At 43.4% G+C, this 26,165-nt stretch carries 24 protein-coding genes; 17 read left to right on the plus strand and 7 right to left on the minus strand.

The genetic code is table 11. The features are described 5' to 3' along the window. Positions 1-141: 141 nt before the first annotated feature. From C900_RS00880 to C900_RS00905, 6 genes are all read right to left on the minus strand, one after another. On the minus strand, positions 142-1,458 hold the full coding sequence (locus C900_RS00880) for a TolC family protein (RefSeq protein ID WP_009577623.1): 1,317 nt from the start codon (positions 1,456-1,458) through the stop codon (positions 142-144). Further along, complete coding sequence (locus C900_RS00885; protein ID WP_009577624.1) at positions 1,459-4,518, minus strand: efflux RND transporter permease subunit; 3,060 nt, start codon at positions 4,516-4,518, stop codon at positions 1,459-1,461. Continuing rightward, a complete protein-coding gene (locus C900_RS00890; RefSeq protein ID WP_009577625.1) occupies positions 4,511-5,587 on the minus strand; it encodes an efflux RND transporter periplasmic adaptor subunit in 1,077 nt (358 codons plus the stop codon). The genes C900_RS00885 and C900_RS00890 overlap by 8 nt, the downstream gene beginning before the upstream one ends. A gap of 269 nt (positions 5,588-5,856) precedes the next feature. Next, positions 5,857-6,483: a DUF4142 domain-containing protein gene (locus C900_RS00895; RefSeq protein WP_009577626.1), complete on the minus strand. Its 627-nt coding sequence runs from the start codon at positions 6,481-6,483 to the stop codon at positions 5,857-5,859. A 286-nt stretch (positions 6,484-6,769) separates the two neighbouring features. Beyond that, complete coding sequence (locus tag C900_RS00900; protein WP_009577628.1) at positions 6,770-7,249, minus strand: hypothetical protein; 480 nt, start codon at positions 7,247-7,249, stop codon at positions 6,770-6,772. Then, positions 7,239-7,676, minus strand: a complete 438-nt coding sequence (locus C900_RS00905; RefSeq protein WP_009577630.1) for a peptidylprolyl isomerase — start codon at positions 7,674-7,676, stop codon at positions 7,239-7,241. The genes C900_RS00900 and C900_RS00905 overlap by 11 nt, the downstream gene beginning before the upstream one ends. A gap of 114 nt (positions 7,677-7,790) precedes the next feature. Between C900_RS00905 and C900_RS00910 the strand changes: the two genes are divergently transcribed. After that, positions 7,791-8,276 carry a DUF4442 domain-containing protein gene (locus C900_RS00910; protein WP_051052744.1) on the plus strand — a complete coding sequence of 162 codons (486 nt, stop codon included), beginning with the start codon at positions 7,791-7,793 and terminating at the stop codon, positions 8,274-8,276. A gap of 414 nt (positions 8,277-8,690) precedes the next feature. Here C900_RS00910 and dinB read toward each other — a convergent pair whose 3' ends face one another. Further along, positions 8,691-9,734 carry a DNA polymerase IV gene (gene dinB, locus C900_RS00915; RefSeq protein ID WP_009577633.1) on the minus strand — a complete coding sequence of 348 codons (1,044 nt, stop codon included), beginning with the start codon at positions 9,732-9,734 and terminating at the stop codon, positions 8,691-8,693. A 297-nt stretch (positions 9,735-10,031) separates the two neighbouring features. Here dinB and C900_RS00920 point away from each other — a divergent pair, with 297 nt between their 5' ends. The 16 genes from C900_RS00920 (at position 10,032) to C900_RS00995 (ending at position 26,115) form a co-directional block, all read left to right on the plus strand. Continuing rightward, on the plus strand, positions 10,032-11,672 hold the full coding sequence (locus C900_RS00920) for a TldD/PmbA family protein (protein WP_040495087.1): 1,641 nt from the start codon (positions 10,032-10,034) through the stop codon (positions 11,670-11,672). A gap of 32 nt (positions 11,673-11,704) precedes the next feature. After that, entirely contained in the window at positions 11,705-13,021 is a 1,317-nt protein-coding gene (locus C900_RS00925) for a TldD/PmbA family protein (RefSeq protein ID WP_009577637.1), read from the plus strand. 121 nt (positions 13,022-13,142) lie between these two features. Next, a complete protein-coding gene (locus C900_RS00930) occupies positions 13,143-13,754 on the plus strand; it encodes a DUF4159 domain-containing protein (RefSeq protein WP_009577639.1) in 612 nt (203 codons plus the stop codon). A 13-nt stretch (positions 13,755-13,767) separates the two neighbouring features. Further along, positions 13,768-14,781, plus strand: coding sequence for an AAA family ATPase (locus tag C900_RS00935; RefSeq protein ID WP_009577641.1), 1,014 nt, complete (start codon positions 13,768-13,770; stop codon positions 14,779-14,781). Then, the gene (locus C900_RS00940) at positions 14,781-15,677 is read left to right on the plus strand and encodes a DUF58 domain-containing protein (RefSeq protein ID WP_009577642.1); all 897 of its coding nucleotides are present in this window, start codon (positions 14,781-14,783) and stop codon (positions 15,675-15,677) included. Before C900_RS00935 ends, C900_RS00940 begins: the two co-directional genes overlap by 1 nt. Position 15,678: 1 nt before the next feature. Then, positions 15,679-16,977 carry a BatA domain-containing protein gene (locus C900_RS00945; protein WP_009577643.1) on the plus strand — a complete coding sequence of 433 codons (1,299 nt, stop codon included), beginning with the start codon at positions 15,679-15,681 and terminating at the stop codon, positions 16,975-16,977. Beyond that, entirely contained in the window at positions 16,974-19,226 is a 2,253-nt protein-coding gene (locus tag C900_RS00950; RefSeq protein ID WP_009577644.1) for a DUF4175 family protein, read from the plus strand. Before C900_RS00945 ends, C900_RS00950 begins: the two co-directional genes overlap by 4 nt. Beyond that, a complete protein-coding gene (locus tag C900_RS00955) occupies positions 19,219-20,949 on the plus strand; it encodes a hypothetical protein (RefSeq protein WP_009577645.1) in 1,731 nt (576 codons plus the stop codon). Before C900_RS00950 ends, C900_RS00955 begins: the two co-directional genes overlap by 8 nt. Next, the gene (locus C900_RS00960; RefSeq protein ID WP_009577646.1) at positions 20,946-21,137 is read left to right on the plus strand and encodes a hypothetical protein; all 192 of its coding nucleotides are present in this window, start codon (positions 20,946-20,948) and stop codon (positions 21,135-21,137) included. Before C900_RS00955 ends, C900_RS00960 begins: the two co-directional genes overlap by 4 nt. Before the next feature lie 732 nt (positions 21,138-21,869). After that, positions 21,870-22,151: a tyrosine-type recombinase/integrase gene (locus C900_RS00965; RefSeq protein WP_083867402.1), complete on the plus strand. Its 282-nt coding sequence runs from the start codon at positions 21,870-21,872 to the stop codon at positions 22,149-22,151. Positions 22,152-22,214: 63 nt separating this feature from the next. After that, positions 22,215-22,778, plus strand: a complete 564-nt coding sequence (locus C900_RS00970) for a tetratricopeptide repeat protein (RefSeq protein ID WP_009577648.1) — start codon at positions 22,215-22,217, stop codon at positions 22,776-22,778. A gap of 175 nt (positions 22,779-22,953) precedes the next feature. Next, positions 22,954-23,823: a hypothetical protein gene (locus tag C900_RS00975; protein ID WP_009577650.1), complete on the plus strand. Its 870-nt coding sequence runs from the start codon at positions 22,954-22,956 to the stop codon at positions 23,821-23,823. A 61-nt stretch (positions 23,824-23,884) separates the two neighbouring features. Beyond that, on the plus strand, positions 23,885-24,469 hold the full coding sequence (locus tag C900_RS00980; protein WP_040495089.1) for a hypothetical protein: 585 nt from the start codon (positions 23,885-23,887) through the stop codon (positions 24,467-24,469). 157 nt (positions 24,470-24,626) lie between these two features. Next, positions 24,627-25,100, plus strand: a complete 474-nt coding sequence (locus C900_RS29650) for a DUF4760 domain-containing protein (RefSeq protein WP_281168967.1) — start codon at positions 24,627-24,629, stop codon at positions 25,098-25,100. A 159-nt stretch (positions 25,101-25,259) separates the two neighbouring features. Continuing rightward, entirely contained in the window at positions 25,260-25,694 is a 435-nt protein-coding gene (locus C900_RS00990; protein WP_040495091.1) for a DUF4279 domain-containing protein, read from the plus strand. Continuing rightward, complete coding sequence (locus C900_RS00995) at positions 25,687-26,115, plus strand: hypothetical protein (RefSeq protein WP_040495092.1); 429 nt, start codon at positions 25,687-25,689, stop codon at positions 26,113-26,115. Before C900_RS00990 ends, C900_RS00995 begins: the two co-directional genes overlap by 8 nt. Positions 26,116-26,165 lie beyond the last annotated feature (50 nt).

Raw genomic sequence — 26,165 nt, forward strand, 5'->3', positions numbered from 1 at the left:
CCCGGTAAATTTTAATAATATACGAAGTAAAATCGATTTTGTAAAGCAGTATACCTAAATATCAGTATGTTGATAAAATGTTTAGCACATCCAGCAAACCGTGTAATGCACAGACTTTTTTCGTGGTAATGTAGTAGCCGCCTATTCAGGGCTAAGCATGCCGGAAAGATACTTAAGTTCCACCTCGGCTTGCTTGGCGGCAAATGCGGCATCCTGATACCTTAGCTCTGCATTAATAAGATTGATTTGCGACTCCCTAAGCTCCAGTGCGTTAGACAATCCTATTTGATATCTTTCCTGTGCTATTTCATTGTTTTCTTTAGCAACATCCAGGTTTTCCCCCTCCAGGGCTAGCAGGTCCAGGCTGTTCTTATAATTGACAAAGCGGGTCTTAATGGCTGTATTGTATTCCAAAAGCTTGTCTGCATACTGATATTGAGCAGACTGGTACTGGATCTTTGTATTTTCAATGCGCCTTTGAACGTTGAAGCCATCGAATAACGTCCAGCGGGCAGTAAGCCCATAAGTAAGGTCATCAGAGCTGCCACTCAAGACGAATCCTGCCGGAGATTCGAAGTTGGAACGCGAGTAGTTAGCAAAAAGGCCTACCTCTGGCAATCTGTCTCCTTTTGTTATTTTTTCATTATGAAGGGCAATGATTTGCTCTTTACGCAGCGCCAGCAATTCCGCATTTTCTGACTCCATGTTATCCAGCAATACTGCCAGTTGCAAATTCTGATCGTTAGTGATAGTATACTCGATCACAAATGGAAGGGTATCGGCTTCAACTTCAACTGCCATTAGCCTCATCAGGTCCAGTTTTTTAATAGTGAAAGTTTCCATTTGTCTGATCATGGCCGATTTGTCAGCATTAAGATCTACCTGCGCCTGCAGGTATTCCAGTTTGGAAGCTTTTCCCAATTCATATTTGTCTTTGGCTATTCGTAGCCGTTCTTCGGAGAGCTCTACATTGCTTTTGTAAAGGGCAAGTCGTTCTTTTTCCTGCGCGGCGGTATAAAATGCTGTGGAGATGTTATATACCAGTAGTTCAATCTGCGCCTGGGTAGCCTGTTCACTTTGTTCATTTAACTCGCCAAGTTGGTCATAGGTAGTAAACATCTTAAACCCATCAAAAATTGTCCAGTTAAGGGCCGCGCCATAGACTTCGCGCTGGTTTTGCGCGCCATCTCTGTTTACCACATCGCCTGAAGCCCTTTGCTGCTCAAAAGACTGCACACCGTAGGTTCTGTTGTAGTCAAGGCTTAAGTCAGGCAGAAAGCCCGCATTGCCCCGTGTGTAGTTATTCTTGGCAATTTGCTGGTTATTACGGGCTATTTTAATAGAATAGTTGTTTTTTAGCGCTCTTTCAATAGCCTGTTGTAGTGTTAATGGCTCCTGCGCATGTGTACATGGCGCCAGAATAAAAGTGAAGCAGATAAAAGTTAGAAATATTCTCATCTATACTCGTGCTAGTCGTTTTTCTTTGCTGGTGACATAACTATAAACTGCCGGGATAACAAACAAAGTAAGTATGGTAGCGAAAACCATACCTCCGATTACGGCAATACCCATGGAGACCCTGCTCTCTGATCCGGCTCCTAAAGCAAGCGCTATTGGCAGTATTCCCAATATTGTAGATAAGCTGGTCATTAATATCGGCCGGAAACGTGCCTTTGCCGCGCCAACAATGGATTCACGGATGTCCAGGTCCTGAGCTTTTCTCTGGTTGGCAAATTCCACAATTAAAATTCCATTTTTTGTAACCAGACCGATCAGCATAATGATACCTATCTGGCTAAAAATGTTTAATGTCTCACCAAAGAACCAGAGTGAGAGGAGCGTACCAGCCAACGCCAATGGAACCGTGAACATAATGATCAGCGGGTCTCTAAAGCTCTCGAACTGAGCCGATAGCACCAGGTAAATAAGTATCAGGGCAAATGCAAAAGCAAAGTAGAGGTTATTAGCGCTCTCCTGGTATTCCAGAGAGCTTCCGGCCAGGGCAGTGCTAAATGAGCCGTCAAGTACTTCATCCGATATCCTGTACATCTCATCAAGCCCGGCACCGAGGGTGTAGCCGGGGGAAAGGCTGGCGGAGAAGGTAGCTGATGCAAACCGGTTGTAGCGATAAAGCTGAGGCGGTGTACTTTGCTCCTGCAGGGTAACCAGGTTATCCATCTGAATGATATCGTCTTCGCTATTTTTTACGTAAATAGAACGAAGGTCCAAGGGGTCGTTGCGGTTGTCACGCTCCACCTGACCAATGATGTAATACTGCTTGCCATCTTTTACAAAATATCCAAAACGCTGCCCGCTAAGGCTAAGCTGTAGCGTTTGGGCAATATTTCTAACCGATACTTTCAGATTGCGAGCCTTTTCTCTATCGATAGTTACGTTGAGTTCAGGTTTGTTGAATTTAAGGTCAAGGTCTACAAAGTCAAATACCTTACTTTCCTGTGCTATTTGCTGGAACTCGGGCAGTACTTCTTTCAGCTTTTCCAGGTTTGGAGCCTGGATAACGAATTGCACAGGCAACCCGCCTCTGCGGTCCCCGATGGTCTGTGGCTGTGTTACAAATGCTCTTGCACGTGTATTTCGAGCAATTTTGGGCTTAAGGTCATCTACAATTTGCGTCTGACTTCTTTCCCGCTTACTGGCATCGGTAAGCTGAACGATCACGAAGGCGGAGTTTACAGAGGATGATGCACCAAAGCCGGGAGATGTAATTGAAACAATAGATTCATGTTCAGGCACTTCTTTTTGTACCAGGTCGATCATCTGGTCTACATAGAAGTCCATATATTCAAAAGTGGCTCCTTCGGGGCCAGTAGCAATTACCCTGAATGCGCCTCGGTCTTCAAGTGGCGCCAGTTCGTCAGGTATTTGCTTGATCAACAGGTAAATACCTGCTCCGGAAGCAATAACAATGACGAACGCCAGCCAACGGTATGTCATAAATCTTTCCAGGGCATTGCCATAGATATCGTTGAGTTTCTCAAAGAAGGGTTCTGTCTTGCGGTACAGCCAGTTATGACGCTCTCTGTGCTTCAATAGCTTGGAAGACAGCATGGGGGCAAGCGTTAACGCTACAAAGCTGGAGATAATAACTGACCCTGCTACTACCAGACCAAATTCTCTGAACAGGCGACCTGTAATTCCCTGCAAAAAGATGATTGGGAAAAACACTGCAGACAAAGCTACTGTTGTAGAAATTACAGCAAAGAAGATCTCTTGGGTACCTTTTTTTCCTGCTTCGGCCGGTTTTTCACCTTTTTCTATTTTCGCGTAGATATTTTCCAGCACCACAATGGCATCGTCCACAACCAGTCCGATAGCCAGCACTATACCCAGCATAGTAAGCACGTTGATGGAGAAATCGAATATGTACATTAAAAAGAAGGATCCTATCAATGAAATAGGCACCGTGATCACCGGAATGAAGGTAGTACGCCAATCTCTCAGAAAAGCGAAAATAATAAGCACCACAAGGAAAAAGGCCAGGTAAATAGTCTGTTGTACCTCGTTGATGGAGTCCTGGATGTATTCGGTATTATCGAAAGAGACCATCACTTCGATATCCTTCGGCAGGTTGCGTTTGATATCTTCCAGTCGCTTATAGAACTGTGCGGCAATATCCAGGTTGTTGGTTCCGGGCTGCGGCACAATGGCGGTGATCACCATGGGTATGCCATTATTTTTCAGCATGGTGCGGTCATTTTCAGGGAAGAATTCCGCCCTGCCGATGTCACGGAAGCGTATTACACCCCCGATGTCTTCCCGGATGATCAGGTCATTATATTCTTCAGGTGTATTTAGCCTGCCGAGGGTACGCACTGTAAGCTCGGTAGCGCTTCCTTCAATTCTACCGGAGGGGAGTTCGAGATTCTGAGCATTAACAGCCTCATAAACGTCCAGCGGGGTCACTTTGTAGGCCGCCAGTTTGTCAGGGTCCATCCATAGCCTGATTGAATATCGCTTCTCTCCCCATATCCGCACCTCGCTAACGCCTTCTATGGTCTGGAAGTTTTCCTTGAATGTGTTGTCAGCAATTTCTGACATTTCCAGCAGATTTCGTTGTTTGCTGAATATCCTCAAGGCTATGATAGGAGAGGAGTCTGCGTCAGCCTTTGAAACGATCGGAGGGTCGGCATCAGGAGGGAGGTTTCTTATGGCGCGTGAAACTTTATCACGTACATCATTGGCAGCAGCTTCCAGGTCTGTATCCAGCCCAAACTCCACTCTGATCGTACTTCTGCCTTCGCGGGATACGGAGCTAAGTGTTTTGATGCCCTCAATACCGTTGATAGATTCTTCCAGAGGTTCTGTGATCTGTGTCTCAATAACGTCTGCATTAGCTCCTGCATAGCTGGTAGATACCGTGATGATAGGAGGATCCACACTGGGATATTCCCTGACACCTAAAAAATTGAACCCCACCAAGCCAAAAATAACGATGGTGATGGACATCACAATGGCCAAAACCGGCCTGTCGATACTAATACTGGAAAGACTACTCATTGTCCTGAATTTCTATTGCTACTGCCGTTCCTTGTCTTAATTGAAGCGTGCCTGAGGTAATCACCGTGTCTCCGGCCGATAATCCAGAGGTAACCTGGATACGGTCCGCTGTCCTTATCCCTGTTTCTATTTCCGTGGATTCAGCTACGCCATTTTTATATACAAACACTTTCTTGCTGTTGAGTTCCGGAATTACCGCTTCCGTAGGGATCATAATAGCATTCTCGTAGGTATCCAGTGTCAACTGAATTTTTACAAACTGGCCCGGAAGTAGCTTATTTTCTTTATTGGCACTGACAGCACGTATTAGCAGGCTTCTTGTCTTCGGATCTATTTGTGGCTCTATGGCATAGATTTCGCCAGTAAATACATCCTTGAAAGCATCTGTAGTGAATTCTATTTTGTCGCCGGCATTGACCTCACCAGAATATTTTCCCGGCACTGAAAAATCGACTTTTATGGGATTGATACTGTAAAGGGTAACAATGTTATCCGAAGGATTAAGATAGCTGCCTTCACTAACAGACCGGAGGCCTATAATGCCATCAAAGGGAGCGCGGATCTGGTGTTTTACAAGCTGAACCTGCCTTACTTTTATGTCAGCCATTGTAGTGTTTAAAGTGGTGAGAACCGTTTCATATTCCTCTTTACTTATGGCTTCTTTTTCCAGTAATTGCTTTTGGCGAAACTCAATATCTTCATTCAGTTTTTTTGAAAACTGCAATTTTTCAATCTCAGCTCTTATCTCATCATCATTCAACTGAACCAGTAGTTGTCCCTTTTTTACTCTTTGTCCTTCTTTGAAATTGATCCTTTCTACAATCCCGGATACCTCGGATTTTAGCGTTACATATTCATTGGCCATTAATGAGCCGGTGGAACGTAGTTTATTATCCAGAATATTCTGCTTCACTACAATGGCTGATACAGGTAGTCTTTCAGGTCCTGAAGAGACAGTTCCGGTGCCTGATGCCTCATTTTTTTCTACTTTAAATTGGGGGTAGACAATAAAACCTACAGCAATGATGACGATGATGCCGATAAGTACTTTTTTAACCGTTGAACTCATAGAAATAGATTATACCGTAAAGTAATGTCTAAACATACTTTTATCTAATACCGCTCGTAAAATAACGCACCAATTCTGAAGAAAAAGTGAAGTAAAAGGTTTTTACATTTCTTTATAGACAAACAACCTGTTATTGTAGACAAACACAAAAATATCATGTTTCTAATCACTTTAACAGTGGCGGCAATCTTAAGTTAACGTGAGTTCGATATTAACTTTTAGTTGATTTTGTGGATAACGACAATCTTTCATTAGGTGATACCCCTTAACTAAGGCGCATCAGAGGCCGTTTCAGGAAAGAGATTTTCGTCATCCAGCAGTCTTTGAGCTGTGAACTGATGTTGCTGTAATTTTGGAATATTGCTATCGATCCAGTCTTTAACAGGATGTTGGAATGAGATACTTTGCATGGCATTCTGGTACATGGTGATGTCCTTTTTATGCGCCTTAACCATCATTTTCAGGAATTCCCTGTCGAAATGGTCGTCAATCAGCATCATGCTATCAATTTTTGCCTGATGTTTTGCATCCAGTGTACCTGAGATGGTCACGCCCTTTTCCTGTGCGATCTTCTTCAGGTTTTCAAGTGAGTGGGCGTGGTCTCTTTGTATCTGCTCTGCATAGCCGCCTACAGCTTCGAGTTCGGCTTTTTCTTTCACCAGATCACCCAGCTTTATTTGCATTTTATCTATCATGCCGGCACTTTTCATGAATACTTCAATCTCGTCATCATCCCAGGTCACGCCTTCTGCTATTTCCTGCTCGTGATAATGAGTTGCATCGTCCTCAATAAGATTTTCATCACCCTCATCTACCGTACTTTTTTGATTATTGCACGCAAGAAGTGCGGCAATGGACATGAGGCAGGTGAGGCTGGATTTTAGTAGCTGTTTCATGGAATTTTCGAAGGTTAAATAGTGTCTCTAAGAAAACGCCAATGTCTGGCGTTACGCTCGCCCCAAAAATGCTCACGTACCTCAGTAAGCTCCGCTTTTTGGTACTTCGCAAGCCTTGACCTTGAAGTTTTCTTAAAGCCACTTAGAGTTTTCTTATAGACACTAAATACTCTCGTAATAACTACCGGCAAGCGGTGATTGTTTTGTCACAGCCTAAATATTTGCCTGATGAAAATGTGCTTAGGCAAGAAAAAAAGAAAAAGAAGAACGTTGACTACGGTAAGCTTTAGTGGTCAGATACAATACCTTTAAATTTAAAAGGTATGTCTTCTCCGTTGTCTTTACCTTTTGCTATTACAGAAGCTTCGATCTCCCAGTTGCCGTTTTCCTGTTGATGTCCTTTGATATAGCCGTTGGTGATAGGATTGTAGCCCCTGTTGATACACCTGCACCTGCTTATTTCAAGGTAGGCATTTATTTCTGCCCAATGGTTCATCTCAAAGGTGGTTTGGCCGGATGACACTTCGAAAATGAGACCATAAGTAATTTGTGCATCTATCCGGGGGTCGCCACCACGGGCAACCTGTATTTCAAAGACAGTACATTTTCCATCTACGATCTCTACGTGGTGGTTTTCGGATTTGATATTACTGTTTTTTGAAACACGGGTAGACAATGTATCGGCTTTTGGATTTTCCTGAGCGTTGCCGGCATGAGTTACCAGCAACACTGCAAGAAAAATAATGCTTAGAATGCTAATTTTCATGGATGATTATTTGGTTGATCTTATCACCTTGCCGGATCTGATCTATCACTTCTAAACCATCAACTACCTTGCCAAAGCAGGTATGGTTTCTGTCCAGGTGAGCGGTGTTATCACGGCTGTGGCAGATGAAGAACTGACTGCCACCGGTGTTTCTTCCCGCATGGGCCATAGAAAGCACACCACGGTCATGGTATTGGTTGTCACCATCCAGCTCACAATTAATTTTGTAACCAGGTCCACCGGCACCTGTTCCGTCAGGGCAGCCACCCTGGATAACGAAGTTGGGGATGACCCTGTGGAACGTAAGTCCATCATAAAAACCTTTTTTAGAAAGGTCAATAAAATTCTTCACTGTGTTGGGAGCGTCCTTTTCGTAAAACTCCACTTTCATAGTGCCTTTTTCTGTAATTATTTCTGCTGTTTTCATTATTGATATTTAATGCTTCTTTTTCAACGCTGATTCCGGGTTGAAAATCCTTTTTCAATTAGTTTTTTGACAAAGCTATCAAATTCTATCTTAATAAACGTTTATTTTGTATGCATGCTGAGTAATCAAACCAAAATGAAGTTGATCAACTGGTGGCCACCCATGTTGGGTACGGGGATCAGTTTGAAAAACGTATCCAAAGATTTCCGCACTTTCGAAGTGGTGATGAAGCTGCGGTGGTATAACCGCAACCTTGTTGGGATCCACTATGGAGGTTCGTTATACTCGATGTGTGACCCCTGGTATATGTTCATACTTATGGCTAATCTGGGGAGCGAATATAAAGTAATGGACAAAGGAGCATCAATTCGTTATGTAAAGCCTGGAAAAGGTACGTTAAGATGCACATTTTATATCAGTGAGGACAAGATCAGAGAAATCAAAGAGGAAATTGATCAGATCGGTAAGAATGACTACACGTTTTTATGTGAGGTGACTAATGAAGAAGGAGAGGTGGTAACTGAGGTGGAGAAGATCGTGTATGTGAGGAAGAAGGATTTTGATTTTGAAAAATTTGAGACAATGAATAGAGGGAAATAGCCAATAGTCACTGGTCATTAGTCACTGGTCATTAGCAACCAGTAACCAGTAACCAGTAACCAGTTCATCCCTGGTAGCCGCAGTTTATCTGAGCAACCGGTCGTTAGGCGTTGGTGGCTTTCAGAAATGGTGGCATCGCCCTACCTTAGTATTAATTAAAGCCAACTATAGACAAGGAAAGTCCCCTGGAGCAAGGTTCTTCAGGGGATTTTTGTTTTTGGGCCACGAAGGCACCAAAGTTTTGTCACAAAGACACCAAGGCACTAAGAAAATCCTGACCACTTGTCCCCGGACCCAGATCCGGGGCCTATGGGAATAGAAGGTAGGCCAAGGTAAACCTTCACGAAAAGCCATAAAAATCCGAAGAAACCGGATTTTCCCTGTTACTATATATTCGTGCCTTTGTGATAACCCTTAAAAATCCAGTGTAAGCTGATAACTCACGGGTTCTTCCATTTCATGATTTAAGTTGGATAGGGAAAGACCCAGAAGCCGGATCTTCACTGTAGAGGTATCGAACATAGTAAGCAGCTCCTCATACAGTGCGGTTATCTGTTTTTCATTTTCAATCCATTTCGTGATGGTCTTACTTCTGGTGATCTGCTGAAAATCATGAAATTTTACTTTTAGTGTTAATGTTTTACCCTTCGTGTTAGATCGTTCCATTCTCATAGTCAGTGTTTTGGTAATATCCACGAGCTCTTTTCGAATTTCTTCCAACTCAGTCAGGTCTTTTTCAAATGTATTTTCAGCACCCAGTGATTTTCTGATGCGGTTGGGATTCACCTCTCTGTCGTCAATAGCACGGGCAATCCGGTAGTAGTAGCGCCCGGCTTTTCCAAACCGTACCACCAGGTCGGCTTCGGCATATCGTTTCAGATCCTGCCCGTTTCTGATACCCATTTTGAACATCTTCTCAGCCGTGACTTTTCCAATACCAAAGAATTTCTCGATTGCAAGCCGTTCAACATAAGCTTCGGCATCCTCAGGTGCTATCAGAAAAAGTCCGTCAGGTTTGTTTACATCGGAAGCTGTTTTTGCGAGGAATTTGTTAATGGATATACCTGCCGAAGCTGTCAGGCCGGTGGTTTCTTTTATTCGTTTCTTTATTTCTCTGGCAATAAGTGTAGCAGAGGGCATATTCTTCTTGTTGTGTGTCACGTCCAGGTAAGCCTCATCCAAAGAGAGCGGCTCAACCAGATCAGTGTATTCAAAAAATATATCTCTGATCTGGTTAGAAACTGCTTTATAGGCATCGAAGCGGGGACGTACAAAAATAAGATCAGGACACTTTCTGGCAGCAATGCTGGAAGGCATGGCCGACCGGACCCCAAATTTGCGAGCCTCATAGCTGGCGGCAGCCACTACACCACGTTCCGAGCTACCACCCACTGCAACAGGTTTACCCCGCAGCTCCGGATGATCACGTTGCTCTACGGACGCAAAGAAGGCATCCATATCTATGTGTATGATCTTACGCACTTTAGTTTTTAGTTCTTAGTTCACAATTCTCAGTTCACCGTTTTTCGTTCTCAGTCTCCCACGCTTCATTCATCGGATGAGATTTGCTTTGCGGAGACACTCATCCCGATGAATTCTTCTTCGAACTTCGGACTTCCCTTAATTACTCAGGAAATACGACCGTTTAAATAATTACGATTTGAAAATACATTGGTTATGTGAAACTTAATAGAACCAAAAGGTCAAAAACTACCTTGAAAGTAAACTATTCATTCAATCAAAAAAGGAGGAAATTTGAAACGTAGAAACTTTGTCCAATTAGCCGGCTTAGGAGCGGGTGCGCTGATGATGCCATTTCCGATGATGGGAAAGAGCATACCGGTGGAGGCGCTACTGGAGTCGGGCATGGATGTGGCCACTAAAAAGCGGATGGCGGATGTAGCATTGAATACTGCCAAATCTATGGGCGCCACATATGCGGACGCCAGAATAGGCCGGTATCTCAACCAATATGTATTTACCAGGGAAGATAAAGTGCAAAACGTGGTAAACACAGAGTCATTTGGTATTGGTATACGGGTGATTGCCGATGGCACCTGGGGTTTTGCCTCGACTAATAATGTTAACCCGGAAGGTATCAAAAAGGCTACAGAGCAGGCCATTGCTATTGCCAAAGCTAATGCCAGGATCCAAAAAGAACCTGTAAAGCTGGCTCCGGTGAAAGGCCATGGTGAAGTAAGCTGGAAAACCCCAATTGAAAAAGATTTTAAAGACGTTCCTGTTTCGGAAAAAGTGGATCTGCTGCTTAAAGCCAATGCAGCGGCCATGGAGAATGGAGCTAATTTTGTTAATTCGGCGCTTTTCATGGTAAACGAGCAAAAATATTTTGCTTCGACAGAGGGCTCATACATAGATCAGGATGTGCACAGGATATGGCCAACGTTTGGAGTAACAGCCATCGATCGTTCTGCCGGGAAGTTCAAATCACGTCAGGCGCTGAGTGCGCCTATGGGTATGGGCTATGAATATATGAATGGCCTGGCTTCTGAAAAGGTGGAAGGGCCTGCAGGTATCACCTTGTATCGCAACAGCTACGACATTGTAGAGGACGCCACCCTTGCTGCAAAGCAGGCAAAGGAGATGCTTTCGGCCAAATCTGTAGAACCTGGCAAGTATGACCTCGTGCTGGAGCCTAACCACCTGGGGCTGACCATTCATGAGTCGGTGGGGCATCCGCTGGAGCTTGACCGTGTGTTGGGCTATGAGGCTAATTATGCAGGAACCAGCTTTGCCACTTTGGATAAGTGGAAATCGGGTGACTTCCAATACGGCAGCAAAATCGTCAATCTTGTAGCAGATAAAACACAACCCGGATCCCTGGGAGCTGTGGGTTATGATGATGAAGGCGTGAAATGCAAAAAATGGGATCTGGTGCGCAACGGTATCCTGGTCAACTACCAGGCCATCCGTGATCAGGTGCATATGATAGATCAGAAAGAATCTCATGGATGCTGTTACTCTCAAAGCTGGAATGATGTGCAGTTTCAGCGTATGCCAAACGTGTCGCTGGAGCCGGGTACTGAAAAGTATTCCGCCAGAGATATGATCAAAGATGTGGAAAAAGGCATTTACATTGCCGGAAGAGGATCTTACTCCATAGATCAGCAGCGTTACAACTTTCAGTTTGGAGGTACGGTGTTCTATGAGATAAAAAATGGTGAGATAGCAGGTATGCTGAACGATGTGGCGTATCAGTCGAATACGCAAGAGTTTTGGAATTCGTGTACAAAGATCTGTGATGAGAACGACTATCGTCTTTTTGGTTCATTCTTTGACGGAAAGGGGCAGCCTTCTCAGGTCAGCGCTGTATCACACGGTAGCTCTACTACAAGGTTCAACGGTGTCAATGTGATCAACACGGGCAGAAATGTTTAAATGTTTTTTCATTAAAACCAGATATTAAGAAAATGGCAATATATTCAGAAGAAGAAGCAAGGCAGATTATGCAGAAAGCCTTGAGCTATTCTAAAGCAGATACCTGTGAGATCAATATGACTGGCAGTGAAAGTGGCAACATCCGCTATGCGCGTAACACAGTTTCCACCTCAGGGCATCGCTCCAATCAGACATTAGTAGTGCAATCCAGCTTTGGAATGCGCTCGGGTACGGCCACAATAGATGAATTTGATGACGCATCATTGGAAAAGGTGGTAAAAAGAGCTGAGGAATTGGCAAAACTCTCGCCCGAGAACCCGGAATTTATGGAGCCTTTAGGTCCGCAGGAGTATGATAAGTCGATCACCTATGTGGAGTCAACTGCAAAGATCACCCCTGAGTACAGGGCAAAAGTGGCCGCCAGCAGCATAGAACCGGCGGCAGCGAAAGATGTAACGGCAGCAGGGTTTTTGGACGATTCCGCAGGCTTCAGCGCTATTATGAACTCAAACGGTCTTTTTGCTTACAATAAAAGTACGAATGTTAACTTTACGGTTACCATGCGTTCCAACGATGGCACCGGCTCGGGATGGTCTTCAAGAGATTTCAATGACGTTAGCAAATTTGATGCATCAGAGGCTTCAAAGGTGGCTATAGACAAAGCTTTGATGTCGAAAAATGCAAAAGCCATTGAACCCGGCAAATACACTGTTATTTTGGAGCCAGCAGCATCAGTACAGCTTTTGAACAATATGTTTGGAGCCTTTAATGCCAGAACTGCCGATGAGGGCCGAAGCTTTATGTCGAAAGAAGGTGGAGGCACTAAATTGGGTGAGAAAATAGTGGATGAGCGGGTGAACATCTGGTCTGATCCGTTGCATCCTGATGTGCCGGCTTCAACATGGAATGGTCAGGGACAGCCGCTGAAAAAGATGAAATGGTTAGAGAATGGTGTGGTGAAAAACCTGGCTTACAGCCGGTATTGGGCGAAACAACAGGGAGTTGAGTCCGTCCCGTTTCCCAGTAATGGGATTATGGAAGGTGGTGATGCTTCACTGGAAGACCTGATCAAAGATACCAAAAAAGGTATACTGGTGACCAGGCTGTGGTACATCAGAACGGTGGATCCGCAAACATTGCTCTACACGGGGCTTACCCGTGACGGTACTTTCTATATCGAAAATGGTAAGATCAAACATCCGATCAAGAATTTCAGGTTCAACGAAAGTCCGATCATTATGCTCAATAATCTCGAAACACTGGGAGAGCAGGTGAGGGTTGATGGTAACCTGATCCCCTACATGAAAGTGCGGGACTTCACATTTACCAGCTTGTCGGACGCAGTTTAATGTTAATCGACTTTTGATATTACCTGGTTATTACTGTGGTGTACCCTCTTGTAATGACCAGGTTTTTGATGTTTAGTGTTTAGTGTTTGATGTTCGTAACTCGTAACTCGTACTCCAAAACATGTTTTTCTTTACACGATTGCAATACGAATCCGGGGATTGGGATGTGGATCAACGTATGCCTTCCAATCTGTTGAATTCATTAGTTGAGTATACAACCCTAAAAGTGGATACCAGGGAAAATATTATCCCTTTGAGTAGTGATGAGATATTCAGGTGTCCGTTTTGTTATATTTCAGGGCATAAGCTGGTGCAGTTCACTAAAAAAGAAAAGGAGAATTTTGAGCAATATATAAAAAACGGAGGTTTTGTATTTGCCGATGACTGTAACCACGATATTGACGGGTTGTTTGCAAAGTCTTTTGAAAGGCAGATGGCCGATATTTTCGGACCACAGGCACTAAATAAGATACCGAACAATCACAAGATATATAACGCCTTTTTTGAGTTTGAAGACGGTCCCCCCACTACTTCGCAGGAGCTCAACGGCTGGGGTGATGATCTTGTGCATGACTACCTGAAAGCCATCGAAGTCAACGGTCGTATTGGTGTTTTATATAGCAATAAAGATTACGGTTGTGAGTGGGACTATGATTTTAGAAATAAACGGTGGTATAAAATAGACAACACAAAATTTGGAGTGAACATTGTGATGTATGCCCTCACTTCATGAGAATAGCAAGTAAATGGAAAAAGATCTGACAAAAATAGAGGAAGAGGTAACCATGCTGGTAAGCAAGCTGTCTGGCCTGAAAAATGAAATAGGAAAAGTGATCATAGGGCAAGAGGAGACGGTGGAGCAATTGCTGATCTCTTTTCTGGCAGGCGGACACGCACTGCTGGAAGGTGTGCCTGGTTTAGCCAAAACACTTATGATCAGAACACTGGCACAAGCCATCGATCTTAAGTTCAGGCGTATACAATTTACCCCCGACCTGATGCCCTCGGATATCATCGGCACTGAGATACTGGAGGAAGATCACACCACTGGCAAGAAGTTCTTCGAGTTTAATAAAGGGCCCATTTTCGCTAACATCATCCTGGCAGATGAGATCAATAGGACCCCACCGAAAACACAGTCAGCCCTTTTGGAGGCCATGCAGGAATTTGAGGTGACGTATTCGGGAAAAACCTATCCGCTGGACCGGCCATTTTTTATTCTGGCCACTCAAAATCCTATTGAACAATCGGGAACTTTTCCCTTGCCGGAGGCACAGCAGGACAGGTTTCTTTTGTATATCAAAATTGGATATCCGCAGGAGCAGGACGAAATGCAAATACTCAAGAGCACGACAGGGGGCAGTCACCAGGAGGTAAAGGAGGTGATCAACGGGCGGGAGATCATCAGGTTGCAGCAAATGGTGCGGGAGGTACCCATCAGCGATGACCTGGTGCGGTATGTAAGTCAGCTTATCCGTGCCACACGTCCCGACACCACTTCCAATTCGTATGTTAAAGAATGGGTAAGCTGGGGAGCCGGGCCACGGGCAGGACAGGCCATGATACTGACCGCCAAAGCGCATGCACTGCTGAATGGACGATTGGCAGTGACCCCTGAAGACCTGTGGCAGGTAGCGCTGCCGGTACTAAGGCACAGGATCATCGTTAATTTTAAAGCGGAGGCAGAGGGTATTACCTCTGATGAGGTTACGCAACATCTTCTCAAGGCCATCAGCCTGCCTTCAAACGGACAAAGGTAGTGAAGCAGGATTACCACGACTTACTCAAGCCGGAGATAGTCAACAGCGTTTCCGGCCTTGCGCTGATAGCCAGGGTCATTGTTGAGGGATATCTTTCCGGTATGAACAGGAGCACAAAGGTGGGAACAGGTATGGAGTTTAGTCAGTACCGCGGTTATGAGCCAGGTGATGACCTCCGGCTGCTGGACTGGAAAATGCTGGCCCGGTCGGGACGGTACTATATCAAGCAATCTGAAATAGAGACCAATATTTCCATCAAATTCATTCTCGATGCCAGCGCTTCGATGGAGCACAGAGAAGACCGGCTTTCCAAAATGGACTATGCACGCGTATTGGTAGCTTCATTAGCCTACCTGGGTCAAACTCAGGGCGATGCCATTGGACTGTTTGCTGTGAACCAAAATGAGGTGTACAGCCTTTATCCCAAGGTGCAAAAGCAGCACTACAACCGCCTGTTATATGAATTGATCCATATCAAAAACAAAGGAAAATGGCCGGTGAACCCTGCTTCTTTTGAAAAGCTTCACGATAGGCGACATAAAGAACTCATCTTTTTTATTACCGATATGTATGAATATGAACAGGAATTGTCCAGGGTGGTAGCCAGTCTGAAAAACTCCCGTAATGAGGTGGTGGTACTGCACATTATGGGTGAAAAGGAAAGCCGGTTTACCTACGAGGGCGCGGTTACTTTCGAAGAAATTGAAACCGGGAGAAAGGTGAAAGTGGATGCCAAAGAGGCAAAAACCACTTATCTAAAGGCGCTGGATAACCGGATAGCAGGGATAAAAGCCGGTTTTCTGGCGAAAAACATCAGCCATGAGCTTTTTTTAATGAATGGACCTATTGCAGAAACACTCAATCTGTTTCTGAAAAAAAGAATAGCGCTGCTTTGAAATGACTTTTCTTTACCCTACATATCTCTGGAGTTTGCTGGTACTGGCGGTGCCGGTGGGTATTCATTTATGGAGTAAAAAGGAGGGAAAGGTGATCAAAGTTGGCAGTATTGAGTTTTTTGGGGCGTCAGATACAAAGAAAAGCAGCAGCGTGAAACTCAATGAGCTTGTGCTTTTTATGCTGAGATGTTTAATTATAACTGTGCTGTCCATCTTACTTGCCGAACCAGTATTGAGATCTAAGCAGCAAAATCAACCGGTACATTATCTGATCGAGCCTGCCCTGGTCCCGGATGAAAGCGTATCTGCTGTCATCGATACGCTTTTGGAAAAATATCCGGTTAGCTATTTGGCGGACGGATTTCCTGCGATCAATGCTGGTGCCACCCCTGCTTTAATGAAGGCCACTCCCAACTACTGGCAGTTGGCAAGTCAAATGGAGCAGTTGTATGCCGACAGTATTGTGATTTTTACCCGCGCACGGCTGTCAGGGTTAAAGGGAAAAAGGTCCGAAGGCGCTGCAAATGTGACATGGATTGTTTTTGAACCGGATTCCACACAGGCGGTTGTTGGCGCAACCCGAACAGACCACCAATTAAGACTAAAACTAGCCAATAGCGCCAGAGATCACCTGTCTTTTGAGGAGCGGACAATACCTCTTAACCGGGTGGGAAATTTACAGGAAAAAAAAGTGGGTGATACCCTGTATGTCAGGATTCAGGATGATCATCCGTGGGTGCCTGTGGCGGCATTGACACCAAAGCAGGTGGTGATCGCTTATGAAACAGACTTCAGCGATGACATGAAATTAGTACACGCATCACTTCAGGCCATTGAGCGATACTTGGAGCGGCCGGTAAACATTAAAACAGTGAACGTTACGGAGGATCTTGCATGGGACACCGTTCCGGATCTGTTGGTTTGGATGAGTAACAGCCCCCTACGCGAAAAAGGAATTAAAAACATTATCTACAAGCCTGATCCTTTGGCACAAGCCATTATCACTGACTCGGCGGACCCTGCCATTTTCAACCTTACCGGTACAATGTATGTCGAGGAGGCGATAAGGACCCACCTGACAGAGCATTTGCTGAAGGTAATAGATGTCAATGCCGGAGCGATGGTAAAAGCGGAGGCGGTGGATGCCAGAGCAGTGGATATGGAGGCCCTGGAACCGGTAATAGCAAAGAACGGGAAAATGGTCAGGTATGATGACGAGGATATTTCCCCGTGGTTTTGGATGTTACTGGTGGTAACCGTGATCGGAGAAAGAGCCCTGGCGCTATATAGAAAGCAATGATGAACGGAGAGCAGATCATATCGAAGTTTCGAAACCGATGGAAGCTCCTGCTTCTGGCGGAAGCTGGTTTGTATGCTGCAGGGTTGTGTGTTTTGACATATTTCCTGACCACCGGCTGGTTCTACTCATTAATAGCCTTTGTAGCCACATTGGCCATCACACTTCTTCTACTCAGGCCCTGGGCGATCAGTCTCTCCAGGGCGGCTGGTTATATCGATCAAAAGCTGGGTCAGGCGGAATTTAGTACAGGATTGCTACTGCAACAAGAAGATGGCCTGTCGGATCTGGCATTGCTACAACGCCACAGGGTGCTCAACTATTTGTCGAAGGAGCTCAAACATTTGTTTCCTCCGCATCATCTGACCAGAGCTGCAGTGGCACTGCTGGTCTGTGTTTTAGCTAGCGTACTCGTACAGCAATCGGGCTTTGATATGGATGACCTGACAAAGTCAGGTACACATGAAACTTTATCGGGCGACTTAACTTTTCAGCCAGAGGATACTACACAAACTAAAACTATACATACACCAGTGCTGGAAAGTAAAAATGTGTACCTTAAATATCCGGCCTATACAGGTTTGAAGTCCAGAAACAGCCAGGAAATGAATATCTCTGCGGTGGAAGGATCGATGGTGACCTGGAGCATTGGTTTGAACCAGCCGGTGTCCAGGGTGGTGATGGAAAGTGGCAATAGCGAATATGACATGCAGCAGAGGGAAGGCCTTTATTCAAAGAGCATAACCCTTCAAGCCTCTGGTTTTTACAATTTCCGGTATTTTGACGATAAGGGGAAAGCTTATGTGTCACCGGTGTATAAGATCGAGGCGCTGGCAGATGAAAAGCCGGAAGTGACCCTGGAAGGTATTGACCAGTTTACCGTTTTCGAACATAACAATGATATGCGTCTGCGCTTCAGCAGCAATATAACAGATGATTTTGGCATATCTCAGGCCCACATCATTGCTACGGTGAGTAAGGGAACCGGAGAGTCCGTAAAGTTCAGGGAAGAAAAGTTGAACTTTGATGCGGGCTTTAAAGCCGGGCATAGATCGCTGTACCTGCAGAAAACGGTGGACCTGGACCAGTTGCAGATGACACCGGGAGATGAGCTGTATTTTTATGTGGAAGCCATTGATAATAAGCAACCACAGCCCAATATCGTCAGGAGCGAAACCTACTTTGCGGTGATCAGGGACACGGCAGCTTACCAATTAGCACTGGAAGGTTCCCTTGGTGTAGACCTGATGCCCGAATATTTCCGCAGTCAGCGGCAACTTATTATCGACACCGAAAAGCTGATCAAAGATAAGCCGAAGATCTCCAAAAAAGAGTTTAACAGCGCCAGTAATGAGCTTGGTTTTGATCAAAAGGCACTTAGGCTGAAGTATGGTCAGTTTATGGGGGAAGAAAATGAATCCGGTATTGCCATTGGCGATAGTGAAGCGGAAGCTGCTGCTGAGCAACATGAGCACGGGGAAGATGCAGATCCACTGGCAGAATATACCCATGATCATGATGGCGACAATGAGCATAACCTGGTGACTGAAGGGGGTGGTCATGAGCATGACGAGGACGATGATGAAGACCCGCTGCACGGGTATATACATGCCCATGATGACCCGGAGGAGGCTACACTATACACCACCTCTGTCAGGGGAAAATTGAGGCAGGCGATGAATGAGATGTGGGATGCTGAGTTATACCTCAGGCTTTTCCAGCCGGAAAAATCGCTGCCTTACCAGTATAAAGCCCTGAAACTGATCCAGGAGATCAAGAACCATGCACGGATCTATGTGCACCGCATTGGTTTTGACCCACCACCTGTCAAAGAGGACAAACGGCTGACCGGAGACCTCAGTGAGGTTGATCCTAAGGTAGAAAAGGAGCGGTTTGAGGTAAATGAGCCATACCCGGCACTCATCCGGTCGCTGGAGAGGATAGGTGAGCTACTTCACGGACCGCTCACCATCACACCGGCCGACCAGGCGCTGTTTGACAGGGCAGGGAAGGAGCTGGCCACTATTGCCATTGAACAGCCGGGCAGGTATTTGCAGGCGTTGGAATACCTGAAAAAGCTTTCCAGCCAGGAAGTGGAGCGAAACTTACAACGAAATATGCTGCTGGAGGTGCAGGGGGTGGTGAGGAGTGCGCTACCACAAAAGCCACCTAACCCGAGCCTGAAAGCACAGTCTTCCGGGGAACTGGATAAAATATTTTTGGAGGAATTAGAAAGATTGCAACATGATTGATCAGGTGCGGTGGATACATATCGAATGGCTATGGCCGGTACTCGGGGTATCAACACTGCTACTGGTGATCTTCCTGATAAAAGAGTTAAAGTCTACCGCCCGGCACAGGCCATTGCGTGTGGGTGTAGCGTTTATAGGGGTGTGCACTCTGGCCCTGATTGCCCTGAAACCTACCGTTCCCCTTCACGGACAGCGCCATTATGCTGTAGTGCTCACCCGCGGATATGCCGAAGCCACGTTGGACAGCCTGAAGCGACTGTATAATGCCCGGGTGATCTACTATGAACCCGGAGGTGATATTTTCGCTTCAGGCCGTCTCTATGATAGTATTTTCCTGTTGGGTGACGGATTAGCGCCATATGATCTCTGGCAGTTGGACAACCGGTCTGCTGTTTACCTCCAAGGCGCTGAGCCTTCTGGTGTGGTCAAACTCAAATATCCCCATGAGGTGACCGTAGGAGCAGAATTGACAGTAGAGGGTGTATTTAGAAATGACAGCGGTAAGAAATGGTTACTCCTCGAAGCTTCAGAAGGCTATTCCGAGGATTCTGTCTTAGTGGAGGGGCAGGAAGAGGTCTTCTTCAGTCTGAAAGCCAATACCAAAGCCACCGGGCGTTTTCTTTACCACATGGCGGTAAAGGATACCCTCGGAAATGCACTGCTGAGAGATCCGCTACCAGTAACTGTTAAAGGGCAGGTGCCACTTAATATTTTGATCATCAATGCTTTTCCTACTTTTGAAACAAAGTACCTGAAGAATTTTCTTGCCGAAGAGGGTCATGCCATGATAGTGAGGAGCCAGGTGTCGCGGGGAAAGTACAGGTACGAATATTTTAACCGGACATCCGCCAGCGGTAATCTGCTGAGTTCAGGGCGCCTGAAAACCTTTGACCTCGTGATCGCGGATCATCCATCAATGACCAGGCTTTCCCTGAGCGAGCTGAGGAGTATGGAAGAAGCGGTGAATAAAGAAGGGGTAGGGTTATTTATACAGCCCGATGAGGCCCTTTTTAGCGCTTCAGCGGCGCCTCTGCTTAGCATGGATTTTATACGTGATGGTAGGGAGGCCACATTGATTGAAGGGCAGTCTTTGAAGAAGCATCCGGTGAATATCGTAGATGACTTTTTACTGCAGCCTGTACTAGAGTCAGAGGGGAGCGTTTTGGCTTCATGGCAGCGACACGGCAGGGGGAAAGTGGGTACTATGGTGCTTAATGATACGTACGTTTTGTTATTGAAAGGTAAAGAAACACTATACCGGCAGTTGTGGACCTCGATTATTGATGCCCATGCACGGACTACCCAAAGTGCCAATGAATGGCATAGCAAATTTCCGGTGGCTTTTCCTCATGAGCCGTATGAGTTTCAGTTAAGAAGCCGGGAGGCTTTGCCTCAGTTATTTAATGACAATACAGCAGTACCTGTAGGTCAGGATATCGATATTCCTGAGCTCTGGTATGGTCGCACCTGGCCGAGGGCAACAGGGTGGAGCCAGCTATCAACGGTTGCGGACAGTACCTACAGATTCAATTACTATGTGGCTGACACGGGGTATTGGGTGGGTATGCTGGCAGAACGAACAAGAAATACCAACCGGCAGCATTTTCAGCAGGTATCAGCAGTAGTGCCTGAAAGCACAGGGTGGCGAGCAGTGAATCTTCTCGGGTTCTATTTTTTATTTATCTTGTGTGTCGGATATTTGTGGTTAGTGCCTAAGCTATGAGAAAGAAACAGAGACTTTTTATCATCATTACCTTTTTGTTTTTTGCCGCGATGCTGTATGTGGGTTATGACATCTCTTCGAGAACAACATTTCCCGGCTCCAAACCCCAACTCAGGGAACGGCTGTTGAACGGTGATGAAGCTCCAGCGGATAGCGTTTCAACCGATAGTATTGGGGTGGAAATGTAATTCATCGTCAATTTCAGCAGTTCATCGGCATAAGTTGTCACTTTGGCGTTATAGTATTTCGTTGAACGGAGGGTTTTTATATCTTAGTATCAATTAAAGCCAACTATAGACAACAGAAAAATCCCTTGAGGCCAGGTCTTCGAGGGATTTTTTGTTTTGTGGGGGATTCCCTTTCCGTCATTCTTGACGCAGCAGAGTGGAGAACAGGAATCTCCCCGAACCCGGGCACTGCCTGAAGCCAATTAGTTAGTAGAAATAAAATAAGCACCTCATACTTGTTTCGTCACTGCGAACGAGTGTAAGGAGTGAAGCAGTCCCCCGTTAAAACGGACACACCGAAAGTCGGTGGACTAACTTTATACAACAAGAGCATCTTTCCTGTTTCCGGATTTCAATCATACTTATCTTATTCCTGTTTTGCCCATAAATCTAAAGTGTACTGATGTTCAATGAGGCTTTAAGGTAAATTATTCATTTTTATAAACGTTTATGGTCGACTATAAACGTTTAACGAACCGGTTATTATACTATGATATCCTAAATTCGTCACTATTATGACTCATCACGGCAAAAATATTACGCTGAAACACCTCCGGATTAAAGGGGAGAAGCAGATAGGTCTCCAGTTTTATCCCGGATAAAATTATTCAGGCTCTCGTGAAGGAGCTTTCGAACCCTAAATGGTTACCTTATTAAGCGCCTCTATTCTTGGATCTGAGGAACTACTATAAAATGTCCAAGCCGAAAGAATTTTTATTTGAAAGGGCAACCGGAGGTACGTACTCTTCAACAAGTATTGTTATAATTATGGACAGGGCGGCAAAAAAGGCAGGAATCAGAAGGAAAGTTACGCCACATATGCTGCGACATAGTTTTGCTACACACTTACTGGAAGTAGGAACAGACCTAAGGCATATACAGGTGTTGTTGGGTCACAATTCCTGCAAGACAACAGAAATGTACACACATGTGGCAATAAATTCTTTTAAAAATATAAAAAATCTATTAGATTGAGGTATTGTTGCATTGCAAGTAAAGTGCACTGCACTTTGCTCAAACGTTACCCACCATGCTAGCATGATCACAATTCAGAAAATAAAAAAGGCGATCAACTTCTTAACTGAGTCCTGGCGGAGAACCGACAGAATTGAGAAGTTGTACTTTAGTGAGAACTGGTATGATTGTATAGCAGAATGTAACAAAGCAATTGACTCAGAGAAAGCTGATTTTTTCGTTTACTACTATCTCGGACTATCTCAATTTCATCTAAACTTTCTTAACGAATCAACTGAAAATCTAGAGTTGGCCTTATCGAATTCAGCAACTAAGAAATTGAACGAAGCAATTAAGAAGTATCGGAACTATGCCAAATATCAAATTGCCTGCAACTTCCGAAAATCAAGAAATTACGAACAAGCAATTTCTCAACTGAATACTTCGATTCAAGAAGATTCAAGGTATCTGGACTTCTACTATCTGAAGGCCAATATTTATGAAGATTTAGAAAAGACTGAACTAGCAATTGAAGCAGTCTCTCATGGGTTATCAGTTGACCCTATGAATAAAGAACTTCTAGAATTCCAAAAACATCTTGCCTACTCATACAGCTTGGAACAATCGGAGAAAAGAAACGGTGGGTAACAAATGCTATGAATGAATGGGGTATTATGGGTAAGGATACTTTGGTGGCTCTTGGAAAGTTCGCCACAAGTTTTAATTTTAAATCAAGGCGTGGCTATGTGCGAGAGGAAAGGTTAGTGCTTTCTAATCCCCACTCATCATAGCTAGGCGTTAGCTGTAATTATCACGAATACATATGAACATCTTTAAAAACATATTCAGTTCGAAAAAAGCAACTACTAAATCAAATAAGGTTTATTTCAAAACATTGAATTATAATGTGCTTGAAGGTCAAATTGATCCTTCCAGATTGGAATCGTTACAAGAATATGATGGTGAGTATAATTACGAACTTTCAAATAAATACTTTGAAAATGCTTTATTTTATTCCGAATCAGATAAAAATTTAATAAGGTTTCAAATATTTTTCACAAAGCACGCTCATTTTAGATACCCTGAATTTTATAGGGATTCTCAAGAAATTCAGGATCACTATAAAAATCAGTATGAAACACCCTTCTTTTTTTCATTGTCTAATGATCAACTAAAGAAAAAATATCATCCAACCTTTCAACTAGGCGAATTTCTGAACTTGAAGGATTTTAAAGATATTATTCTTCCGAATTTAAAGTTTGACTTTATCAATGAAATTAAACCAAACGTTCTGGATAAAAATGGATATTATGTATTCTATAACTGGGACTTTTTTGAAGAAACTCAAATTTCCCCTTACAGCAATTCATTTCTTAGATATATTGATTTTTTACCTTATAATTCCAGAACAAACAAGTATAACTCAAAAGAACATGCCAAGATAGGAGCCTTTAATGCATTATTAGAAAATGCTTGTTCGACAGCGGATACAAGGTTAAAAGGATTAAAGTTTAAATTAAGAAATCCGAAGTTAAATACATTAACCATGGATGATCACTTGCAAATAGCAACACCTTCAATTAGGAGTTTAAATGAACTTGAAAGTGGTATAATTGAAAGAGAAATAGATGACTCTTTAAAGGAAATTGAACGACAAGGAATGAAACCATTTGAAATAATAAAAAACAGCTAACAATATGTAAAAATGCATTAAAACGCATTTTACATTTACCGTTAGCGTGCATTTAAAAAACATGACAGACCAAGAACAGAAAGAACATATAAAAGAGTATTCCGACAGAAACCGATTTTGGGCGAACCAAGCACTTAATCAACTTGGATATTCTATTAACCTCTTTACGACTTTAGGTATCGCATTCCTAACCTTTCTCTTTAAGATTCGCGGGAATTATGGAGAAATCAAAATAGATTCCAATCTCCCCATCGATTGGACTATAACCTTCTATGTCATTTCAATTATTACCTCATTAACAACAGTTGTGCTTGGACTTGTATCCGTCACTTCAAGACTTTATGACATTAGAATTACAAGACATTTGATTTGGACTAGAAAACGAGCAATGAAAAAATCAAAATGGTTCTTACCAGAAGGTTTCATTGACTTGTCAAAATCTTCTAAAATCGGGAATTACTTTAAGACCCTCACTAAAAAGATAAAGTGGATAGAGACGGAGCATTTTGACGACAAAGAAAGTCTTAAAGAAAAATTTAATGACCTAAGAAAACAATCAAAGCTACTAGGAGAACTTGCTTGGAGAAGCCATAAACTACAGCTTCTGACTATCTTCTTTGCGGTAGTATTCTATGGTCTGTCTTGAAAATTATAAATGAAATGAAATGAAACGTAAATGGACATTTTTTTGGCTGATAACAAGTGTCTTTGTGTTGTCCCTTATATTCTTGAATATTGACGCATTTAAAAGGTACGATATTGAACAAGTGTCATACTTTGAATTCTTCAAAATAAACGGAGTAATGTTCGCAATTTATGGAGTAGTGATTTCTTCATTTTGGTCATTGTCAAATTCACTAGAGAATAGCAGAACCCTCAATCAAAGAACTGAATTTGATAAAAATTCCAATTCAATGAAATTCTTCGAAAAATGGGATGATAGTTTACTCGTTGAAGCCAGAGACTTTACAAGAGAATTAAGAGAAGAGAGAAAAGACATCAGTGACAATGAATTGTTAAAACGCATTGATGAATCTCCAAAATCAGATAAGCATAAAAACCTTAAAAGATCGCTTGTAGTTTGTTTTAACTTTTATGAATTAATGAATGTTGCCATTAAGAATGGAATGGTGAATGAATCACTTCTTCGGAACAGTTTCAAATTCATCTTCATTGACATGTTCGATAGGTTCAAGCCCTGGTTAGAGGACGAGAAACACTGTAATAAAGACTCGAAAAAGGAATTAGATGAACTGTACAAGCGATGGAATAAATAAAAACGACACGCCAACATTGTATAAGCGTAATGTGGGCTGAACTGCTAAAATCGAGCTTTTTTGCTCCTAAGAAACTTTGCGGTAGGTGGACAGTTAATCACTTTGAAATCCCGCAATACGCTTATACTTGACCGTTGTGAGGCATAAGCTGTATTGCAAATGAACCATTCAAACTCTTACGTATACTTTGCATTTAAAGGCGACAACTTTGATCCGAACGATGTAACAAGGGAACTTGGACTTGAACCATCTGATTCATGGAGAACTGGTGAACCTGGAAAATATATCCAACAACAAAAATACTCTTGCTGGATGCTTAAATCAACGGCAGATGAACTTCTAGACATAGACAAACTGGTGAACGAGGTCGTATCTCAACTTTCAGCAAAGATTGAACATATCAATAACCTCAAGCAACGTCTTAACTTAAATACAGTTCTTGAAATTATAATGTATATCGACATTAACGAAGAACAGTCAACCCCTTACTTGGGACACAACTCCGAAGTGATCAATTTTCTACATCACACCAGAACGATAACGGACGTTGATATTTACAGATATAGTTCTAAAAAGTCAAAATCAAATGAATAAAGAATTTATCAGAATTAGGAATTGGCCAACCGATCATGCCGAAAAAGCTTACAAGGATGGCAATTACATTGAAGCTCTACAAGTTTTGCATGGTTGGATTGAAAGTCGATTTCAAGAACTTCTTCATTTATATGGAGTAATTGATTGTAAACAGGATAGTGAGAAAATTTGGGATATTGTGAATCAAATCAATTTCATAAACTCCGCTAAGGTTCTTTACATTCTGAATATTTTATCCGAAAATGAATACCAACAAAGCGTGAAATTCAATAGCACTCGTAATCAATTAATACATAAGATTTTTCACGAACCATATGAAAAGATATATGAGGGAATCCCCAAAAAAGAATATGACAATGTCTTTAAACAGGGTTTGAAACTGGCAGATATAATTCAACTAAAGGTTGAAAAAAAAGTATAAACGCCTCACAACACTAAGCCGAATAGCTGAAATACCGTCAAAAAAAGCCT

This window comes from Fulvivirga imtechensis AK7, assembly GCF_000331535.1.
Classification (GTDB): Bacteria; Bacteroidota; Bacteroidia; order Cytophagales; family Cyclobacteriaceae; genus Fulvivirga; species Fulvivirga imtechensis.

Coding starts and splice junctions, on each gene's coding strand:
- C900_RS00880 (WP_009577623.1), bottom strand. CDS start 1,458: ATGAGAATATTTCTAACTTTTATCTGCTTCACTTTTATTCTGGCGCCA.
- C900_RS00885 (WP_009577624.1), bottom strand. CDS start 4,518: ATGAGTAGTCTTTCCAGTATTAGTATCGACAGGCCGGTTTTGGCCATT.
- C900_RS00890 (WP_009577625.1), bottom strand. CDS start 5,587: ATGAGTTCAACGGTTAAAAAAGTACTTATCGGCATCATCGTCATCATT.
- C900_RS00895 (WP_009577626.1), bottom strand. CDS start 6,483: ATGAAACAGCTACTAAAATCCAGCCTCACCTGCCTCATGTCCATTGCC.
- C900_RS00900 (WP_009577628.1), bottom strand. CDS start 7,249: ATGAAAATTAGCATTCTAAGCATTATTTTTCTTGCAGTGTTGCTGGTA.
- C900_RS00905 (WP_009577630.1), bottom strand. CDS start 7,676: ATGAAAACAGCAGAAATAATTACAGAAAAAGGCACTATGAAAGTGGAG.
- C900_RS00910 (WP_051052744.1), top strand. CDS start 7,791: ATGCTGAGTAATCAAACCAAAATGAAGTTGATCAACTGGTGGCCACCC.
- dinB (WP_009577633.1), bottom strand. CDS start 9,734: ATGGATGCCTTCTTTGCGTCCGTAGAGCAACGTGATCATCCGGAGCTG.
- C900_RS00925 (WP_009577637.1), top strand. CDS start 11,705: ATGGCAATATATTCAGAAGAAGAAGCAAGGCAGATTATGCAGAAAGCC.
- C900_RS00930 (WP_009577639.1), top strand. CDS start 13,143: ATGTTTTTCTTTACACGATTGCAATACGAATCCGGGGATTGGGATGTG.
- C900_RS00935 (WP_009577641.1), top strand. CDS start 13,768: ATGGAAAAAGATCTGACAAAAATAGAGGAAGAGGTAACCATGCTGGTA.
- C900_RS00945 (WP_009577643.1), top strand. CDS start 15,679: ATGACTTTTCTTTACCCTACATATCTCTGGAGTTTGCTGGTACTGGCG.
- C900_RS00950 (WP_009577644.1), top strand. CDS start 16,974: ATGATGAACGGAGAGCAGATCATATCGAAGTTTCGAAACCGATGGAAG.
- C900_RS00955 (WP_009577645.1), top strand. CDS start 19,219: ATGATTGATCAGGTGCGGTGGATACATATCGAATGGCTATGGCCGGTA.
- C900_RS00960 (WP_009577646.1), top strand. CDS start 20,946: ATGAGAAAGAAACAGAGACTTTTTATCATCATTACCTTTTTGTTTTTT.
- C900_RS00965 (WP_083867402.1), top strand. CDS start 21,870: ATGTCCAAGCCGAAAGAATTTTTATTTGAAAGGGCAACCGGAGGTACG.
- C900_RS00970 (WP_009577648.1), top strand. CDS start 22,215: ATGATCACAATTCAGAAAATAAAAAAGGCGATCAACTTCTTAACTGAG.
- C900_RS00975 (WP_009577650.1), top strand. CDS start 22,954: ATGAACATCTTTAAAAACATATTCAGTTCGAAAAAAGCAACTACTAAA.
- C900_RS00980 (WP_040495089.1), top strand. CDS start 23,885: ATGACAGACCAAGAACAGAAAGAACATATAAAAGAGTATTCCGACAGA.
- C900_RS29650 (WP_281168967.1), top strand. CDS start 24,627: ATGTTCGCAATTTATGGAGTAGTGATTTCTTCATTTTGGTCATTGTCA.
- C900_RS00990 (WP_040495091.1), top strand. CDS start 25,260: ATGAACCATTCAAACTCTTACGTATACTTTGCATTTAAAGGCGACAAC.
- C900_RS00995 (WP_040495092.1), top strand. CDS start 25,687: ATGAATAAAGAATTTATCAGAATTAGGAATTGGCCAACCGATCATGCC.